This window comes from Mycobacterium sp. 852002-51613_SCH5001154 (assembly GCF_001667425.1).
GTDB lineage: Bacteria > Actinomycetota > Actinomycetes > Mycobacteriales > Mycobacteriaceae > Mycobacterium.
The window spans coordinates 78,402-95,881 of the sequence record NZ_LZII01000031.1 but is presented as its reverse complement, the minus strand read 5'-3'; the positions used below and the strand labels follow the sequence as shown (position 1 = coordinate 95,881).

Annotated in this window: 14 protein-coding genes; 6 read left to right on the top strand and 8 right to left on the bottom strand. The window is 67.7% G+C overall.

Annotated features, from left to right (window positions below; translation table 11 throughout):
* Positions 1-8: 8 nt before the first annotated feature.
* On the bottom strand, positions 9-1,907 hold the full coding sequence (locus A5750_RS08185) for an ABC transporter ATP-binding protein (protein ID WP_066952979.1): 1,899 nt from the start codon (positions 1,905-1,907) through the stop codon (positions 9-11).
* The gene (locus tag A5750_RS08180; protein ID WP_067261959.1) at positions 1,904-3,661 is read right to left on the bottom strand and encodes an ABC transporter ATP-binding protein; all 1,758 of its coding nucleotides are present in this window, start codon (positions 3,659-3,661) and stop codon (positions 1,904-1,906) included. The genes A5750_RS08185 and A5750_RS08180 overlap by 4 nt, the downstream gene beginning before the upstream one ends.
* A gap of 172 nt (positions 3,662-3,833) precedes the next feature.
* Here A5750_RS08180 and A5750_RS08175 point away from each other — a divergent pair, with 172 nt between their 5' ends.
* Entirely contained in the window at positions 3,834-4,391 is a 558-nt protein-coding gene (locus A5750_RS08175; protein WP_066952984.1) for a DUF3558 domain-containing protein, read from the top strand.
* Between the two features lie 20 nt (positions 4,392-4,411).
* The gene (locus A5750_RS08170; RefSeq protein WP_156664294.1) at positions 4,412-4,930 is read left to right on the top strand and encodes a DUF3558 domain-containing protein; all 519 of its coding nucleotides are present in this window, start codon (positions 4,412-4,414) and stop codon (positions 4,928-4,930) included.
* A gap of 1 nt (position 4,931) precedes the next feature.
* On the opposite strand, the gene A5750_RS08165 is transcribed toward A5750_RS08170, so the two are convergent.
* A complete protein-coding gene (locus tag A5750_RS08165; RefSeq protein WP_156659496.1) occupies positions 4,932-5,432 on the bottom strand; it encodes a histidine phosphatase family protein in 501 nt (166 codons plus the stop codon).
* A 254-nt stretch (positions 5,433-5,686) separates the two neighbouring features.
* Between A5750_RS08165 and A5750_RS08160 the strand changes: the two genes are divergently transcribed.
* The 3 genes from A5750_RS08160 to A5750_RS08150 all read left to right on the top strand — a co-directional run bounded on the left by A5750_RS08160 (position 5,687) and on the right by A5750_RS08150 (position 10,797).
* Entirely contained in the window at positions 5,687-6,838 is a 1,152-nt protein-coding gene (locus A5750_RS08160) for an exonuclease SbcCD subunit D (RefSeq protein WP_067261955.1), read from the top strand.
* A complete protein-coding gene (locus A5750_RS08155; protein WP_067261952.1) occupies positions 6,835-9,456 on the top strand; it encodes an ATP-binding protein in 2,622 nt (873 codons plus the stop codon). The genes A5750_RS08160 and A5750_RS08155 overlap by 4 nt, the downstream gene beginning before the upstream one ends.
* 99 nt (positions 9,457-9,555) lie before the next feature.
* Positions 9,556-10,797 (top strand): alpha/beta hydrolase, encoded by a 1,242-nt coding sequence (locus A5750_RS08150; RefSeq protein ID WP_067261949.1) that lies wholly within the window; start codon positions 9,556-9,558, stop codon positions 10,795-10,797.
* Here the strand turns inward: A5750_RS08150 and A5750_RS08145 are convergent.
* From A5750_RS08145 to A5750_RS08130, 4 genes are all read right to left on the bottom strand, one after another.
* Positions 10,784-12,379, bottom strand: a complete 1,596-nt coding sequence (locus A5750_RS08145; RefSeq protein WP_231989157.1) for an ABC transporter family substrate-binding protein — start codon at positions 12,377-12,379, stop codon at positions 10,784-10,786. The two genes, A5750_RS08150 and A5750_RS08145, sit on opposite strands and share 14 nt — an antisense overlap.
* A 67-nt stretch (positions 12,380-12,446) precedes the next feature.
* Positions 12,447-14,285, bottom strand: a complete 1,839-nt coding sequence (locus A5750_RS08140; RefSeq protein WP_067261947.1) for an ABC transporter ATP-binding protein — start codon at positions 14,283-14,285, stop codon at positions 12,447-12,449.
* Positions 14,282-15,208 carry an ABC transporter permease gene (locus tag A5750_RS08135; RefSeq protein WP_067261945.1) on the bottom strand — a complete coding sequence of 309 codons (927 nt, stop codon included), beginning with the start codon at positions 15,206-15,208 and terminating at the stop codon, positions 14,282-14,284. The genes A5750_RS08140 and A5750_RS08135 overlap by 4 nt, the downstream gene beginning before the upstream one ends.
* Positions 15,205-16,182: an ABC transporter permease gene (locus A5750_RS08130; protein WP_066952998.1), complete on the bottom strand. Its 978-nt coding sequence runs from the start codon at positions 16,180-16,182 to the stop codon at positions 15,205-15,207. Before A5750_RS08130 ends, A5750_RS08135 begins: the two co-directional genes overlap by 4 nt.
* A gap of 136 nt (positions 16,183-16,318) precedes the next feature.
* Here A5750_RS08130 and A5750_RS08125 point away from each other — a divergent pair, with 136 nt between their 5' ends.
* Positions 16,319-16,810, top strand: a complete 492-nt coding sequence (locus A5750_RS08125; RefSeq protein WP_066953000.1) for a carbonic anhydrase — start codon at positions 16,319-16,321, stop codon at positions 16,808-16,810.
* 79 nt (positions 16,811-16,889) lie between these two features.
* Here A5750_RS08125 and A5750_RS08120 read toward each other — a convergent pair whose 3' ends face one another.
* The gene (locus A5750_RS08120) at positions 16,890-17,327 is read right to left on the bottom strand and encodes a PaaI family thioesterase (protein WP_067261943.1); all 438 of its coding nucleotides are present in this window, start codon (positions 17,325-17,327) and stop codon (positions 16,890-16,892) included.
* Between the last annotated feature and the right edge of the window lie 153 nt (positions 17,328-17,480).

Below are 17,480 nucleotides of genomic sequence, written 5' to 3'. Positions count from 1 at the left end.
ATGTTGCGCTACGCCCGCGTCATGGCGTAGTAGGCGCCTTGGCGGGCCAACAGCTCGGCGTGGCTGCCTTGTTCGACGATGCGGCCCGCCTCGACCACCACGATGCGGTCGGCGTCGCGGATCGTCGAAAGGCGGTGCGCGATAATGAAGCTCGTTCGATCCCGGCGAAGCTCAGACATGGCCCGGGCGATGAGCGCTTCGGTGCGGGTGTCGACCGAGCTGGTCGCCTCGTCCAGGATCAGTAGCCGCGGCCTGGCCAGAAATGCGCGCGCGATGGTGATGAGCTGCTTCTCGCCGGCGCTGATATTGCCGCCCCCGCCGCTGACGCGCGTCTGGTAGCCGGCTGGCAGGGTGTGTACAAACCGGTCGACATAAGCCGCCTTGGCGGCCTGCACCACCTCGTCCGCACTGGCCTCGGGCCGCCCGTAGGCGATGTTCTCAGCGATCGTCCCGTCGAAGAGCCAGGTGTCCTGCAAGACCATGCCGATTCGCGACCGGAGCGCCTGCCTGTTCACCGTGGTGATGTCGATCCCGTCGACCAGGATCCGGCCGGAATCGACGTCGTAGAACCGCATGAGCAGGTTCACCAGAGTGGTCTTGCCGGCTCCGGTGGGCCCGACGATCGCCACGGTGCTACCCGGCTCGGCCACCATCGACAGGTCGTGGATCACCGGGGCGTTCGGGTGGTAACCGAAGCTCACGTGCTGGAACTCCACCCGCCCGGCCGGGCGTCCGTCGAGCCCCGGCAGAGCGGGCTCGGGGTCCGGCGATTCCTCGGGCTCGTCGAGCAGATCGAACACCCGCTCAGCGCTGGCCACCCCGGACTGCAGGGTGTTGTACATCCCGGCCACCTGGCTAAGCGGGGCGTTGAACTGCCGGACATATTGGATGAAGGCCTGGATACCTCCGAGAGTGATGTGGCCGGTGGCCACCTGCAGGCCGCCCACCACGGCGACCGCCACGTAGCCGAGGTTGCCGATGAATGCGGTCGCCGGTGCCACCAGGCCGGAGAACATTTGGGCGCCGAAACTGGCGTGATAAACGTCGTCGTTGCAATCGCGGAATTGCTTGCGAGCCGCGGCCTGGTGGCCGAACGTCTTGACCACCGTGAAGCCACTGTAGGTCTCCTCGATGTGGGCGTTGAGGCGACCGATGCTCGTCCACTGCGCGACGAACAGCCGCTGCGCGCGCCGCGCGATCGCGCGCGTCGCCACCAACGACAGCGGCACCGTCGCCACCGCGATCAGGGTCAACAGCGGCGAGATGGACACCATCATCGCCAGTACCGCCACCACGGTCAGGATCGACGTCACCAGCTGGCTGATGGTCATCGACAGCGACGACTGCACATTGTCGATATCGTTGGTGACCCGGCTCAGCAGCTCGCCACGTTGGCGGCCATCGAAGTACGACAACGGCAGCCGGTGGATCTTGTCCTCGACATCGGAACGCAGCGCGACCATGGCGCGTTGCACGGTGACGTTGAGCAGCCGCGCTTGCGCCCAAATCAACAGGGCCGAAATCAGATACAGGCCCAGCGCCACGGCCAAGGTCCGGGCCACCGCGCCGAAGTCCACGCCCTTGCCCGGCACCACATTCATCCCCGACAGCAGGTCGGCGAAGGTGCCCTCGCCCCGGGCCCGGGCCGCGGCGACGGCCTGGGCCTTGGTGATGCCCGCGGGGAGCTGTCGACCGAGCACCCCGTTGAACAGCAGATCCGTGGCGTGCCCGAGGATTCGCGGGACGACAACTCCGATCGCCGTCCCCGTGATACCCAGGATGATCACCGCAATGCTCAGCCGGCGTTGCGGCGCAAGTCGTTTCACCAGTCGGGCAGCCGAACCCCAGAAGTCGCGCGACCGCCCGGCCGGGGCCGGGGTCAAACCTCGGGTGGCCGCCGCGGTCATGGCGCGCCCCCGACCCGACCCGATCGCAAGGCGCTCACCGACTGCGAGTCGGCGAACTCCGCGTAGGTGGCGCAGTCGGTCAGCAGCGTTTCGTGCGTGCCGGTGCCCACCAGCTTCCCGCCGTCGATGACGATAACCTGGTCGGCCTGGGCGGCGGTCGAAACCCGTTGGGTGACAACGATGACGGTGGCGTCGCCCGCTATCTGCTGGAGCGATGCCCGTACCCGCGCGTCGGTGTGCACGTCGAGAGCCCCGAACGAGTCGTCGAAGAGGTAGATGGTCGGGCGGCGGATGACCGCCCGCGCGATCGCCAGTCGCTGCCGCTGACCGCCGGAGAAGTTGATTCCGCCCTGGGCCACCCGCATTCGCAGCCCGTCATCGTGTGCGCGGACGAATCCTTCGGCGTCGGCCACCCGCAACGCGTCCCACATCTCGTCGTCAGTCGCGTCCGCCTTGCCGTAGCGCAGGTTATCGGCCACGGTCCCGGAGAACAGATAGCCGCGCTGGGGAACCAGCCCGATCGCGGACCAGAGCCGCTCTGTGTGGTAATCGCGGACATCGACATCGTCGACGAGGACGGCGCCGCCGGTCACGTCGTAGAGCCGGCAGATCAGCGACACCAGCGTCGACTTTCCCGAACCGGTGCTACCGACGATGGCCGTGGTGGTGCCGGGCCGTGCCGTCAACGAAATGTCCTGCAGCACCGGGCTGTCGGCGCCCGGATAGGTGAACGTCGCACCCGCCACGCGCACCACCCCGGTGATCCCGCCGCCCGGAAACACCGGCCGCGGCGGGTCGGTGACCGCGGCCTGGGTGGCGAGCACCTCGGTGATCCGTTCGGCGCACACGGACGCTCGCGGCAGCACCACCAGCGTCATGGTCGCCATCAACACCGCCATGAGGATCTGGGTGAAGTAGGCCAGAAAGGCGGTCAGCGAGCCGACCTGCATTTGGCCACGATCGATGCGCAGCCCACCGAACCAGATCAGCGCGACGCTGGAAACGTTGACGGTCAGCGTGGTCACCGGCAGCATCACCGCCTGCCAATTGCCGGCGGTCAGCGCGGTGTTCGACAGGGCGGCATTGGCGCGGGCGAATCGGTCGCGCTCGTAGGCCTCGCGGGCGAACGCCCGCACGACCCGGACGCCGGAAAGCTGGTCGCGCATTACCCGATTGATGCCGTCGATCAGGCCTTGCATCCGGCGGAACAGGGGCAGCATGTGCGACATCACCCAGTAGTTGGCCACGGCCATGATGGGAACGCTCACCAGCAGCAGCCAGGTCAGCGCCGCCTCTTGGTGGATGGCCATGAAGATTCCGCCGATGCACATGATGGGCGCGGTGACCAGCACGGTGCTCGATATCTGAACCAAGTACTGAATCTGGCGGACGTCGTTGGTGCTGCGCGTCAACAGCGTGGGTGCGCCGAAGCGGGCGGTCTCATGCTCGGAGAAGGTGGTGATGTGGTTGAACATCGCGGCACGCAGGTCGCGGCCGAAGCCCATCCCGGTTCGCGAGCCGAAGTACACCGCCGCGACCGCGCACAACGCCTGCAACCCGGTGACCGAAAGCATCACCATGCCGAGCCGGACGATGGTGGCCGTGTCGCCCTTGGCGACGCCCTCGTCGATGATTGCGGCGTTGACCGTCGGCAGGTACAGCGAGGCCAGCGTGCTGGTCAGCTGGAGCGCCATCAGCACTGCGACCAGCCGCCGGTACGGCTGGATGTACTGGCGCAGCAGTGCCAGGAGCATTTCGTAAGGGTCGCATACGGCGCGTCCCGCGGTGGGCAGCAGCCGCCGGATGGCCCAACCCGCGTGGGGGCGACTGAAACGCCTGCTCAGGCGCGTCGGTGGTTGACCCGCTGAGCTGCCGCTACAGTGCATCGTGTGGACCGGCAGCAGGCTGAGCAGAAGCAGGGTAGCGGTGCGGCGTAACTCGAGGGCGCTGGCCGGTGCGGCATTAGCCTTGGCGATCTTGGTTCCCGCGGTTGCGGCGTGCTCCGATTCGGGCGGCAACAAACCGGGGGCGACGTCGTCGACAGCGCCGGGGAATTCGGAGGGACACCACGGGCCGATGTTCCCCCAGTGCGGCGGCATCAGCGATCAGACGGTGGCCGAGCTGACCAAGGTAACCGGGCTGATCAACACGGCCCGGAACTCCGTCGGCTGCCAATGGCTGGCGGGCGGCGGCATCCTCGGTCCGCACTTCTCCTTCTCCTGGTATCGCGGCAGCCCGATCGGACGCGAGCGCAAGACCGAGGAACTCTCGCGCGCCAGCGTCGATGACATCAACATCAACGGACACGGCGGCTTCATCGCGATAGGAAACGAACCGAACCTCGGTGACTCGCTATGCGAGGTGGGCATCCAATTTCAGGACGACTTCATCGAGTGGTCGATCAGCTTCAGCCAAAAGCCGTTTCCGCCGCCATGCGACATAGCCAAAGAATTGGCGCGTCAGTCGATTGCGAACTCCAAATGACCAGAAGAAACGTCCGCCCCATGGTAGCCGTCTTGATCGCGGCGTTACTGGTGTTGACCGGATGTTCGAGGTCCGTCGCGGGCAACGCCGTGAAGGCGGGTGGCCCCACGCGCAACAACAACTCCCAGCAGCAGTATCCGAACCTGCTCAAGGAGTGTGAGGTGCTCACCAGCGACATCCTGGCCAAGACCGTGGGTGCCGACCCGCTCGACATCCAGAGCACGTTCGTCGGCGCCATCTGTAGGTGGCAGGCGGCCAACCCGGCCGGGCTCATCGACATCACCCGGTTCTGGTTCGAGCAGGGCAGCCTGAGCAACGAACGCAAGGTCGCCGACTTCCTGAAGTACAAGGTCGAGACGCGCAACATCGCGGGAATCGATTCGATCGTGATGCGCCCGGATGACCCGAACGGTGCATGCGGAGTGGCCAGCGACGCGGCCGGAGTGGTCGGCTGGTGGGTCAACCCCCAGGCACCCGGCATCGACGCCTGCGGTCAGGCCCTCAAGCTGATGGAACTCACGCTGGCCACGAACTCGTAGCTCAGCGCGGCACCTCGAACCCGATCAACTGCGCGCGACCGAGTTCGAGGTCTCCCCATCCGGACGGCACGGCCAGCACCGCGATCGCCGACGTCGGGAACTTGGCCGAAATTCCCTCGGCCGCAGCGGTATCGGTACCACTGCCGGCCAGGCCGAGGGCCAGGGCGGACATCGTCGGCTCATGTCCGACGACCAGCAGCGTCTTGACGTCGTCGGCGACGGTGTTGATCTCCTCGATCATGGTGCCGGGTGTTGCGCCGTAGAGCCGCTCGCTATACCGCACCGGGGCATCGATGCGCGTGTTGGCCAACGTCTCCCGGGCGCGCTTCGCGGTGGAGCACAGGACGGCGTCGATGGCCGGCGCGTTGGCGCGCAGCCAATCACCGGCGAGTCCGGCCTGCTTGATGCCGCGGGATGCCAGCGGCCGGTCGTGGTCGGTGACCCCCGCCGGGTAGTCGGATTTCGCGTGGCGCATCAACAGCAACGTGCGCTGGTCTTTCACGGAAGCCACGCTAACCCCTATGCCGCGTCGTGGTCATCGTCGTCGTCACGCAGGAGCCTTTTTTGGGGTGGCGGAACGTGTTGGTGCGGGGTCGGCCCAGGCCGCCGAGCACCACTGATTGATCAACCTCTCGACGAGCGCGCGGCGGCGTACCCGCTCGGAGACCTGCCGGGCGAGGTCCCGCGTCTTGTCGGTGTGCGGACTTAAGCTCGCAATGCCCTGGTAACCACGAAGTTCGAAAGGAGGCCACCGCCATGCGATTCCTGCACACCGCCGACTGGCAGCTCGGGATGACCCGGCATTTCCTCGCCGGCGACGCCCAGCCGCGATACTCCGCGGCCCGGCGGGATGCGGTGGCCGGGTTGGGGGCGCTGGCGGCGGAGGTGGGTGCCGAGTTTGTCGTGGTGTCCGGTGATGTCTTCGAACACAACCAGCTTCCCCCGCAGGTTGTCGGGCAGTCCCTGGAAGCCATGCGCGCCATCGGGATTCCCGTCTACCTGCTGCCGGGCAACCACGATCCGCTGGACGCGTCCTCGGTGTACACCAGCGCGCTGTTCACCGCCGAACGCCCCGACAACGTGGTGGTGCTCGACCGGGCAGGCGTGCACCAGGTCAGGCCCGGGCTGGAGATCGTCGCCGCGCCTTGGCGGTCCAAGGCCCCGACCACCGACCTGGTCGCGGAAGTCCTTGAAGCCCTGACGCCGGAACCGGTCACCCGGATCCTGGTCGCCCACGGCGGGGTCGACGTGCTGGACCCCGATCGCGACAAGCCCTCCCTGATCCGGCTCGCCGCGCTCGACGACGCGCTGGTGACCGGCACGGTGCACTATGTGGCACTGGGGGACAAGCATTCCCGCACGCACGTCGGGAACAGCGGCCGGGTCTGGTACTCCGGGGCGCCCGAAGTCACCAACTTCGACGACGTGGAATCGGACCCAGGCCACGTCCTCATCGTCGAGATCGACGAAGCCGATCCGCGCCGGGCCGTCACGGTGGAATCGCGACATGTCGGCCGCTGGCGCTTCGTCACCATGCACCGACAGGTCGACACTCGGCGCGACATCGCCGACCTGGACGTCAACTTGGACTTGATGACCGAAAAGGACCGCACCGTGGTGCGGTTGGCGCTCACCGGGTCGCTGACGGTCACCGACCGCGCCGCGCTGGACGCGTGCCTGGACAAGTACGCGCGGCTGTACGCCTGGCTCGGCCTGTGGGAACGCCGCACCGACCTGGCGGTCATTCCGGCCGATGGCGAATTCAGCGATCTCGGTATCGGGGGATTCGCCGCCGCGGCGGTGGACGAGCTCGTGGCAACGGCGCGCGAAGGTGATTCCGAGACCGCCGTTGACGCGCAGGCGGCGCTGGCGCTGTTACTACGGCTCACCGATCGGGGTGCCGCATGAAGTTGCACCGCCTGATCCTGACGAACTACCGCGGCATCACGCACCGGGAGATCGAGTTTCCCGATCATGGCGTCGTCGTGGTGTTCGGCGCCAACGAGATCGGCAAGTCGTCGATGGTCGAAGCCCTGGACCTACTGCTGGAGTCCAGGGACCGCTCGACGAAGAAGGAAGTCAAGCAGGTCAAGCCCACCAACAGTGATGTCGGCTCCGAGGTGAGCGCCGAATTGAGCTGCGGCCCTTATCGATTCATCTATCGGAAGCGGTTCCATAAGAAATGTGAAACCGAGCTGACGATTCAGGCCCCGCACCGCGAGCAGCTCACCGGCGACGAGGCGCACGAACGTGTCCGCGCGATGCTGGCCGAGACGGTCGACAGCGACCTGTGGCATGCCCAGCGGGTGCTGCAGTCCGCATCAACCGCCGCGGTGGATCTCTCGGGCTGCGATGCACTCTCACGCGCGCTCGATGTGGCGGCCGGCGACACCGGGGCGCTGTCGGGCACCGAACCGTTGCTCATCGAGCGAATCGACGCGGAATATGGACGCTATTTCACCGCAACCGGGCGTCCGACGGGCGAATGGGCTGCGGCGATCGCGCGACTGGCCGACGCAGAAGCCGCGGTCGCCGAGTACGCGGCGGCGGTCGCCGAGGTCGACGAGCGGGTGTGCCGGCATGCCGCCCTGACCGAACGGGTCGCGGAGTTGTCCCAGCAGCGCATCGCTGCCCGCCCCCGGCTCGCCGCCGCGCAGGAGGCCGCGGAGAAGATCGACGAACTCACCGGCCAGGCGCGGGAGGCCGAGTTGATCGCCGCCGCGGCAGCGGCGACGAGCGCCGCCGCGACAACCGCCCACCACTCACGCCTGCAACTGCTCGCCGAAATCAGCACCCGCACAGCCGTTGTCGCTACCGCCGAGGCCGAAGCGCAGGCCGCCGCCGACGCGCGCGACGCGGCGCGCGCCGGGGCCGACGCCGCCGACGCCGCGACCCAAGAGGCCGCCGCGGCCCTCGCTGCCTTGCAACTCGGCGTCGAATCCGCCCGGCGTGCCGTCGCTGAGCAAACCGACCGCGAAGAAGCCGACCGGTTGAGCGCCCGAGTGGACAAGGTCGAGGCAATCCGGCGGGACCGCGATCAAGTGTGCGCGGCACTCAGCGAGATCGCCATCACCGAGCAGCTGCTGCGGCGAATCGAGAACGCCGCCGCCGCTGCCGATCGCATCGGCGACCAGTTGGCGTCGACGTCCGCCGCGGTCGAGTTCACCGCCGCCGCGGACATCGAACTCTCCATCGGCGAGCAACGTGTGTCGCTGTCCGCGGGCCAAACCTGGTCCATCACGGCCACCGGACCCACCTCGGTCCAGGTTCCCGGCATACTGACCGCGCGGGTCAGTCCGGGCGCGACGGCGCTCGATGTTCAAGCGAAACACACTGCCGCACAAGAAGAATTGGCCGCCGCGTTATCCGCTGCCCGGGTGGTCGACCTCGCCGCCGCTCGATCCGCCGATCAGCGTCGCCGAGAACTGCAGGGCAACCGCGACCAGCTGAGCGCAACCCTGGCCGGCCTGTGCGGCGACCAGGAGATCGACCAACTGCGCGCGCGACTCGCGGAGCTGCGTGCCGCGCAACCGGCCGAGGCCGGCTTCCCCCCGGCGGACGTCGGCGCGGCCCGCGACGAACTCGATGCCCTCGAGAAGGCTCACCTGGCCGCGCTGGCGGAGTGCGACGACCGCGGTCGGACCGCCACCGCCGAATCCGCCCGGCTCACCGAGTTGGCAACCCGCGCAACGGTTCTCCACAACACGTTGCAGACGCAACGCGGCGAGCTCGACGCCGCCACCGACCGGCTGGCCCGGGAGCGGGCATCGGCCGGCGATGACGAGCTCGCGGCCTCGGCGGACGCGGCGCTGCAAGCGGCGCGGGCCGCCGAACGTCGCCACGCCGAGTTCGCCGACGGCCTTGCAGCGGCGAATCCGGACGCGGTGCACAGCGAATTGACCTCTGCTACCAAGGAAGCTGAGGAACTTCGCGAACGCTACGAAGAGGCCGCGCGCGCATTGCGCGAGATCACCATCGAACTCTCGGTGTTCGGCAGCGAGGGACGCCAGGGCAAGCTCGATGCCGCGGAGACCGAACGTGAGCATGCCGCCAGCGAGCACATCCGGGTCGGCAGCCGGGCCCGTGCGGCGCGGCTGTTGCGCTCGGTGATGACGCGCCACCGTGACACCACCCGGCAGCGCTACGTCGAGCCCTACCGCGCGGAACTGGAAAGGCTCGGCCGGCCGGTGTTCGGGCCCACGTTCGAGGTCGACATCGACAGCGACCTGTGCATCCGCAGCCGCACCCTCGACGGCGTCACGGTGCCCTACGAATCCCTCTCCGGCGGAGCCAAGGAGCAGCTCGGCATCCTGGCGCGGCTGGCCGGCGCCGCCCTGGTCGCCAAGGAGGACGCCGTTCCGGTGGTGGTCGACGACGCGCTGGGGTTCACCGATCCCGACCGGCTGGCGAAGATGGGGGAGGTGTTCGACACGGTCGGCACGCACGGTCAGGTAATCGTGCTCACCTGCAGTCCGGACCGGTACGACGGCGTCAAGGGCGCGCACCGCATCGATCTCAGCGCTTAGCGCGAACCCGCTGAGCTGCGTCGAACCCCCGCCTGTGGACCGGCGCGGCGAAGCCCGCCGGCCGTCCCGGCAGAATGGGATCATGGCGGGCCGACACCGATGACGATGAATGCGAAACGGCGCCGGGTGCAGGAGAAGCTCGCGGCGTTGCCCGGGGTGCGGCCCGTGCGTCGGCCGATCTCGCCGGAAACCAGCGAAGAGTTCGATCTGTACTACGTGCGCACCGGCCGCAAGTCGGCGCACCCGCTGGTCATCATCCCGGGCGGTCCTGGCGTGGCGTCGGTGCAGATGTACAAGGGCCTGCGAGGCCGCGCCGCCGCTGCCGGCCTGGACGTCATCATGATCGAACACCGCGGGGTGGGTATGTCGCGCCACGACGACGCGGGCGCGGACCTGCCCCCCGGAGCGATCACCGTGAACCAGGTTGTCGACGACATCGCCGCCGTGCTCGACGACGCCCACGTCGACTCGGCCGACATCTACGGCGCGTCGTACGGCACCTACATCGCCTCCGGGTTCGGTGTGCGCCATCCCGGCCGGGTGCGGGCGATGATCCTGGACTCTCCGTTGCTGTCGCGGCATGACATTGTGATCGTGCGCCGCGCGATTCGTCGGCTCCTGCTCAGGGGCGATAGCCCCGAAACCGCCGCGCTGGCGCCCAAAATGCGCAAGCTCGTCGACGCCGGGGTGATGACCGCGGCGGCCACCCAGGTGGTCGCGACGATCTACGGCTACGGCGGCGCCGGCCTGCTCGAGCGCGAACTCGACCTGCTGCTGGATGGCCGAAAGCTGTTGTGGTGGGTGATGTCCCGGTTCACCACCCTGAGCAACCTGCCATATCGCTACGAGGAAGACCTGGTGAGCCGCATCGCGTTCCGCGAACTCGACTACGCCGCCGAACCCGACGGGCTTCCGCTGGACCCGGCCGTGGCGGAACGCGAGGCGCGCACGCAGACGGCGACATTCGAGGACGAGCCCTATGACCTGGTGGCCGAGATGCGGCATTTCGGCTGGCCCACCGCGGTGGTTTCCGGCGGTCGCGACCTCATCACCCCGCCGGCGGTCGCCGAGCGCGTCGCCGCACTGCTGCCGCACGCGGTGCTGTTGAAGCTGCCCACCATGGCGCACAGCGCGCTGGACTTCCGCGAGCCCGCCGCGATCGCCATCGCCCAGGCGGTGTCGCGGGGCGAATTCGATGGGCTCGCCGCGAAAGCCCCGGCGCTCGACGCGCTTCCGCCGCGCCCCGAGCTGCGCCTGCTGTGGAAGGCGATCGGGGTGGCCGCCGCGGTGGAGGGCATCCTGCCGATCCCGGCGCCGCTGCGCCGGGTCAGCCGCGCATGAATCCGATGGCGGTGTAGCGCAGGTCGCCGAGCCCGGCGGCGCCGAAATTGGCCAGCGTGCTGCGTACCGCGACGTCGCCCGGCGATTGTGTCAGCGGCAGGCTGAACCCCTCGGCCCAGATGAGTTTGTCGAGATCGTTGGCCAACGCCCGCGCCTTGCCGGGGTCGAGTTCTTCGAGGGTCCGTTCGATCGCCGCGTCGATCTGCGGGCTGCCGATCTTGCCGAAGTTGCTTTCCCCGCCGGATAGATAAATCTGGGTCAGCGCCGAGAGCGGGAAAGCGTCACCGAGCCAACCGAATTGGACGATGTCGAAATCCCCGACGTTGATGTAGTTGGTGAAGAACCCGCTGCCGGACCTGGACACCAGTTCGAGCTTGACGCCGATCTGGGCGAGACTGTGCTGCGCGATCTGGGCGAACTGCCGGCTGCCCTGGGCGTCATAGAACAGATCGCGGATGACCAGCGGGCGACCGTCCTTCTCGCGGAACTGGCCATTGAGCTTCCAGCCCAATGCGTCGAGCTCCCGCTTGGCCTCGTCCGGGTCGTACGGGACGACCGCGCTGTTGTCCTGGTAGCCCTTCTGCCCCGCGACATAGATGTGGTTTCCCAACGCCACCGGATCACTGGTCAGGCCATATTGGACGACCTTGGCGATGGTGCGCCGGTCGATGCCCTTGGCGACCGCGAGGCGCAGCGACTTGTCGGCGAGGATCGACCCGGGCGCACCGTTGAACGTGAAGTGAGACCACGCGGGGGCGGGGGCGCGCCGGATCGAGATCCCTTTCGTGCGCTGCGCGATGGTCAGCTGGTCGACCGTACCGACGCCCGACGCGTCGATGGTGTTGTTCTGCAGTGCGGGCAGCCGCGCGGCGTCATCCAGCACCAGGTAGGTGATGTTGTCCAGGCGCGGACGGGCGCCCCACCATTTCGGGTTGCGGGACAACACAATCCGTTGGGTGGTCCGGTCCAGCGACGTGACGATGAAGGGGCCGGCCGACGGGCCGGGCCCATCGAGTTGGCCCTTGTTGAACGCCTCGGGCGTGGCCGTGACGCTCTTGGGGAGCAGCATGCCGTTGCCGGCGAACATGCCGCGCCACTCGGCATACGGTTTGGCGAAGGTCATGACGGCCTGCCGGTCGTCGACGCCCCGGGTGACCGACGCGACCCGGTCGGCGCCGCTGGGTCCCGCGATCTCGAACGTCTTGTCCGCTCCGCTCAGCGCGTGGATTTGGCTGGCGATGTCTTCCCACGTGATCGGGGTGCCGTCGGACCACACCGCCTTCGGGTTGATCGTGTAGGTCACCACCTGCGGTGCGGTGCCGGTGAGTGCGACGCTGGTGAAGTAGTCGGTGTCGACCGTGGTCGAACCGTCGGCGCCGATGATGAATGCCCGTGGCAAGGTGGCCTTCATCATGGCGGCCACTTCGGCCGAATTGCCGTCGATGTGCAGGATGTTGAAGTTGGGCGGAAAATCACTGAGCGCCAGCCGCAGGCTACCGCCGTCCCGCAATGTGGCGGGATCCTGGGGGTTGATATCGCTGCTGGTGCCGATCTCGGCGGCGTTGTGGCCGGTTTCCGGCATGACGTTGATGGCCGGTGAGCATCCGGAAACCGTAAGCGCTACAACGAAAAGCGCCGTCGCGACCCGCCTAGACACGTTTGCCCAGATCCGCTCGTGGCACGGCGCCCAAAAGTTGCCGGGTGTAATCGTGCTGCGGACTGCCGAACACCTGCCGGCTGTCGCCCTGCTCCACGATCGCGCCGGCATACATCACCACCACCTGGTGAGCGAGGTGTTTGACCACCGAAAGGTCATGGGACACGAACAGATACGACAGGCCGAACCGCTCCTGCAGGTCGAGCAGCAGGTTGATGATGCCGGCCTGGATGGAGACGTCGAGGGCGGACACCGGCTCGTCGAGCGCCAGGATCTTCGGTTGCAATGCCAGCGCCCGGGCGATGCCGATGCGCTGCTTCTGCCCACCGGAGAACTCGGCCGGATAGCGGGCGGCGTCGGCCCGGCGCAACCCCACGATGTCGAGCAGCTCTGCGACGCGCGCGTTCGTCCGGTCTTTGTCGAAGCCGTTGGCCAGCAACGGTTCAGCGATCAGGTCGAACACCGGCAGGCGGGGGTCCAGCGCGGCCACCGGGTCTTGGAACACCACCTGGATGTCGCGTCGCAACGATCGCCGGCGGGAGGCGCTCAGGGTCGCGACATCGGTACCGAGCACTTCGATCGAACCCGATTGCGGTGCAACGAGTTCGAGGATCTCGTGCAGGGTGGTCGACTTGCCGGAGCCGGACTCGCCGACGATGCCCAGCGTGCGGCCCTGGCGCAGCTCGAAACTGACGCCGTCGACCGCGCGGACCTCACCGACGGTGCGGCGCAACACCACCCCCTTCGTGAGCCGGTACGTCTTGACCAGATCGCGCACGCGCACGACGACCGACGAGTCGCCGGATTCGGTTCGGGGGGCCTCAGTGTTAACCCCGTAGATGTCCGCGGCGCTGCGCCCGTTCACCCGGTCGGTGCGGATGCAGGCCGCGCGGTGATCCACCCCGACTGGGAGCAACTCCGGTTCGTCCGCTCGGCATTCGTCGATGACCAGAGGGCAGCGCGGCGCGAAGGGGCAGCCGGGCTCCAGCCCCACCAACGACGGGGGCGCGCCGGGGATGGGGACCAGCCGGGTGCCCTGGGCCGCGTCCAGTCGCGGAACGGAGCCCAATAGCCCAACGGTGTAGGGCATTTGGCGATCGCGGTAAAGGCCTTGCACCCCGGCGGATTCGACGACCCGGCCGGCGTACATCACCAGCGCCCGGTCGGCGAACTCGGCGACAACACCCAGGTCATGGGTGATGATCAGCACTCCCGCGCCGGTGACGTCGCGCGCCGTCTTGAGCACCTCGAGAATCTGCGCCTGCACGGTGACGTCCAGTGCGGTGGTGGGTTCGTCACAGATCAGCAGATCCGGGTCGTTGGCGATCGCGATCGCGATGACCACCCGCTGCCGTTCGCCGCCGGACAGCTCGTGCGGAAACGCCCGCGCGCGCCGTTCCGGCTGCGCGATGCCCACCAGCTCGAGCAGCTCCACCGCGCGCCGGCGGGCGGCGCTCTTGCCCACGTGCGGCTGGTGAATTTCGATCGCCTCGGCGATCTGGTCGCCGACGGTGTAAACGGGCGTCAGCGCCGATATCGGATCCTGGAACACCATGCCGACCGTCTTGCCGCGGAACCGCGACATCGCGTCGTCGCCGAGGCCCAGCAGCTCGGTGTCGTGCAGCCGCACCGAGCCGTGCACCCGCGCGTACTCCGGCAGCAGGCCCACCACCGCCATCGCCGAAACCGACTTGCCGGAGCCCGATTCGCCGACCATGGCCACGACCTCACCCGGGGCGATGCTGTAACTGATCCCGCGCACCGCGGTCACCGGTTCGCCGTCCGTCGGAAAGGTGACGGCCAGGTCGGTCACCTCCAGCAGCGCGCTCACCGGGCGCCGCCTCGCAGCATGCCGCTGCCGGGGTCCAGGGCGTCGCGCAGGCCGTCGCCGGTCACGTTGGCGCACACCAGGATCAAAACTAGCACGCCCGCCGGGAACAGGAACACCCACGGAAAGGTGGTCGCGGACTGGGTGCCATTGGCGATCAACGTGCCCAACGACACATCGGGCGGCTGAATGCCGAATCCGAGAAAGCTGAGCCCGGTCTCGGCCAGGATGGCCGAGGCGACGTTGAGGGCGGCATCGATGATCAAGATGGAGGCCACGTTCGGTACCACGTGGCCGAGGATGATCCGACGGCTGGAAACCCCCATGTACCTTGCGGCCCTGATGAATTCGCGTTCGCGCAGACTCATGGTCATGCCGCGCACCATGCGCGAGCTGATCATCCACCCGAATCCGGCCAGCAGCAAGACGAGCATCAGGATGTTGGCCGAGCTCTTGGTTCGCGGTGTGACGATGGCGATGAGGATGAAGCTGGGCACCACCAGCAGCAGGTCAACCAGCCACATCAGCGCCCGGTCGCGCCAGCCACCGAAATAACCGGCGATCGACCCGACCGTGGCGGCGATGCCGGTCGAGATGACCGCCACGCAGACACCGATCAGCATCGACTTCTGCATGCCCCGCAGGATCTGCGCCAACAAGTCCTGCCCCAGCGCGTTGGTCCCCAACCAGTGCCGGCTGTTCGGTGGTTGCAGCAGCGCGTCGAAGTCGAGGTCGTCATAGGAATAGGGCAGCACCGCAGGCAGCGCGTAGCAGCCGACGAACAGCAGCACCAGCAGCGTTAGTGACACGACCGCCAAGCGGTTGCGGAGGAACCTGCGCAGCACGAGTTTCCGGCGCGAGGTGAACTCCGTTGCCTTGGGTGCCGAGAGGCCCTGAGCGCCTTCCACTTTGGGTTCGGTCGTCATGACACCCGCACCCTCGGATCGAGCGCGGCGTAGAAGACGTCGGACAGCAGGCCGGCCAGCAGCACCACCGTGCCCGAGAACAGCGTGATCGCGGCGATGATGTAGGTGTCCTGTGTGGCGATGCCCTGTACCAGCCATTCACCCATGCCGTGCCAGCCGAAGATCTTTTCCACGAACACCGCACCGGTGACCAGCCCGGCCACCCCGTAGGCGAACAGGGTGGCTAACGGTATGAGCGCCGTACGCAACCCGTGCTTGACCAAGGCGCGGCGGCGGGTGAGCCCTTTGGCGCGCGCGGTGCGAATGAAATCCTGGCCCAGAACGTCGAGCATCGCGTTGCGCTGATAACGGCTGTATCCGGCGGCGGCGGCCAGCGTCAGGGTGAGCGTGGGCAGGATCAAATGCCGCAACCGGTCCACCAAATGGTGTCCGAGCCCGCCGCTCACCCCCGGCGAGGTTTCCCCGGTGTAATCGAAGAGGTGCACGCCCAAAGCCCAGTTCACCCGCAGCGCACCAAGGATCAACAGGCTGGCGATGACGAACGTCGGGGTGCTCAGGACCAGCAGCGCCACCATCGTGACAAGGCGGTCACTCAGTCGGTACTGGCGGATGGCTCCCCAGGCGCCGGCGACGATGCCCAGGACCGTGCCGGCCAGCGACCCGACGACCAGGAGCCGCAGGGTGACCCCGACGCGGCGCCAGAGGGTGGCGCCGACGGGCTGTCCGGTGATGGTCTTTCCGAAGTCGCCGCGAACGGCGTGCGAAGCCCACTGCGCGTAGCGGATCGGTATCGGCTTGTCCAAGTTGAGCGCATGGGCCTTCGCGTCGATCACCGACTGCGGCGGACGCGGACTGCGCTGCAATAGGCTGTCCAGTGGCCGGAACGCCACCGACGTCAGGCAGAACGTCAGAAACGACGCCAGCGCCAGCAGCACGACGTAGTTGAGCAATCGGCGCGCCAAGAAGCGGATCATCCCCGACCGCACCGCCCGCCTCGCATTGGGACAGGTTAACGAGCCGGGCCCGTCCTTGTGATCCGGCTGATTCTCATGAGTGAATTACGGGTGGTTAGTTGCTACGTTCAGCCCGCGATATCCCGAGGAGGCGCGCGTGACGGTTACCGATGACTACCTGTCCAACAACGCCCAATACGCGAGCGGCTTCCAGGGCCCGCTGCCCATGCCGCCGAGCAAACACGTCGCGGTGGTCGCGTGTATGGATGCCCGGCTCGACGTCTACCGCCTCCTCGGCCTCAACGAGGGCGAGGCGCACGTCATCCGCAACGCCGGCGGAGTCGCCACCGACGACGTCATCCGCTCGCTCGCCATCAGCCAGCGGTTGCTGGGGACCCGCGAGATCATCCTGATCCACCACACCGACTGCGGGATGCTGACTTTCACCGACGACGACTTCAAGCGCGCCATTCAGGAGGAGACCGGTGTCAAGCCGCCATGGGCGGCCGAGTCATTCCCCGACGTGGGCGAGGACGTCCGGCAGTCGCTGCGCCGCATCGAGAACAGCCCGTTCGTCACCAAGCATGTCTCGCTTCGCGGGTTCGTCTTCGACGTCGCCACGGGCAAGCTCGAGGAAGTGACGCTCTAGCGCCGCCCCCTTCACCGAGCGTGTTCTCAGGGCGAGAAATTGCCCATTTCTGAGCCCTGAGTGCACGTTCGGTGAGGCTCTAGCCGACCTTGTAGGTGGCGAGGGCCTTCGCGACGAGCTGGCCCTGCGCGTCGATGATCTCGGCCTCGCAAGTAACCAGCGACCGGCCGCGCCGCAGCACCCGGCCGACGCCGATCACGTCGGTGGCCCGGGCGGGGGCCATGAAGTCCAAGGTCATCGACACGGTTACCCCCCGCAGTTCCGGGGGCGCCTCGACCCCACACCACGCCGCCGCCATCACGGTCACATCGGCGAGTGTGGCGATAGCCCCGCCATGGACCATGTCGCCGATCGTGACGTTGGACGGGTCCCACGGCAGACGCAGCCTGACCTCGTGCTCCTCGAGTTGGTCGGCGACGATCCCCAGCTTGGCGACGAACGCCGATCGGGGGAGGAACTGCGCGATGACGTCGCGGCCGCTCGGTGGCGGGCCGGCGGGTGCAGGGTCGGAGGTCATCCGTTCATGCTGTCGCACCCGGCATCGGCCGGAAAAGGTCTGCCGCCGGTCTTGACGCGATACGTCGCATGGCCGTCCTCCGCGCCGTGAGGTGGCCGCCACTTGACAACCATCGGCGCGAACTGATGCTATGGACGGCAAAGCTGCCAAATA

Coding starts and splice junctions, on each gene's coding strand:
- A5750_RS08185 (WP_066952979.1), bottom strand. CDS start 1,907: ATGACCGCGGCGGCCACCCGAGGTTTGACCCCGGCCCCGGCCGGGCGG.
- A5750_RS08180 (WP_067261959.1), bottom strand. CDS start 3,661: ATGCTCCTGGCACTGCTGCGCCAGTACATCCAGCCGTACCGGCGGCTG.
- A5750_RS08170 (WP_156664294.1), top strand. CDS start 4,412: ATGGTAGCCGTCTTGATCGCGGCGTTACTGGTGTTGACCGGATGTTCG.
- A5750_RS08160 (WP_067261955.1), top strand. CDS start 5,687: ATGCGATTCCTGCACACCGCCGACTGGCAGCTCGGGATGACCCGGCAT.
- A5750_RS08155 (WP_067261952.1), top strand. CDS start 6,835: ATGAAGTTGCACCGCCTGATCCTGACGAACTACCGCGGCATCACGCAC.
- A5750_RS08150 (WP_067261949.1), top strand. CDS start 9,556: ATGACGATGAATGCGAAACGGCGCCGGGTGCAGGAGAAGCTCGCGGCG.
- A5750_RS08145 (WP_231989157.1), bottom strand. CDS start 12,379: ATGCCGGAAACCGGCCACAACGCCGCCGAGATCGGCACCAGCAGCGAT.
- A5750_RS08135 (WP_067261945.1), bottom strand. CDS start 15,208: ATGACGACCGAACCCAAAGTGGAAGGCGCTCAGGGCCTCTCGGCACCC.
- A5750_RS08130 (WP_066952998.1), bottom strand. CDS start 16,182: ATGATCCGCTTCTTGGCGCGCCGATTGCTCAACTACGTCGTGCTGCTG.
- A5750_RS08120 (WP_067261943.1), bottom strand. CDS start 17,327: ATGACCTCCGACCCTGCACCCGCCGGCCCGCCACCGAGCGGCCGCGAC.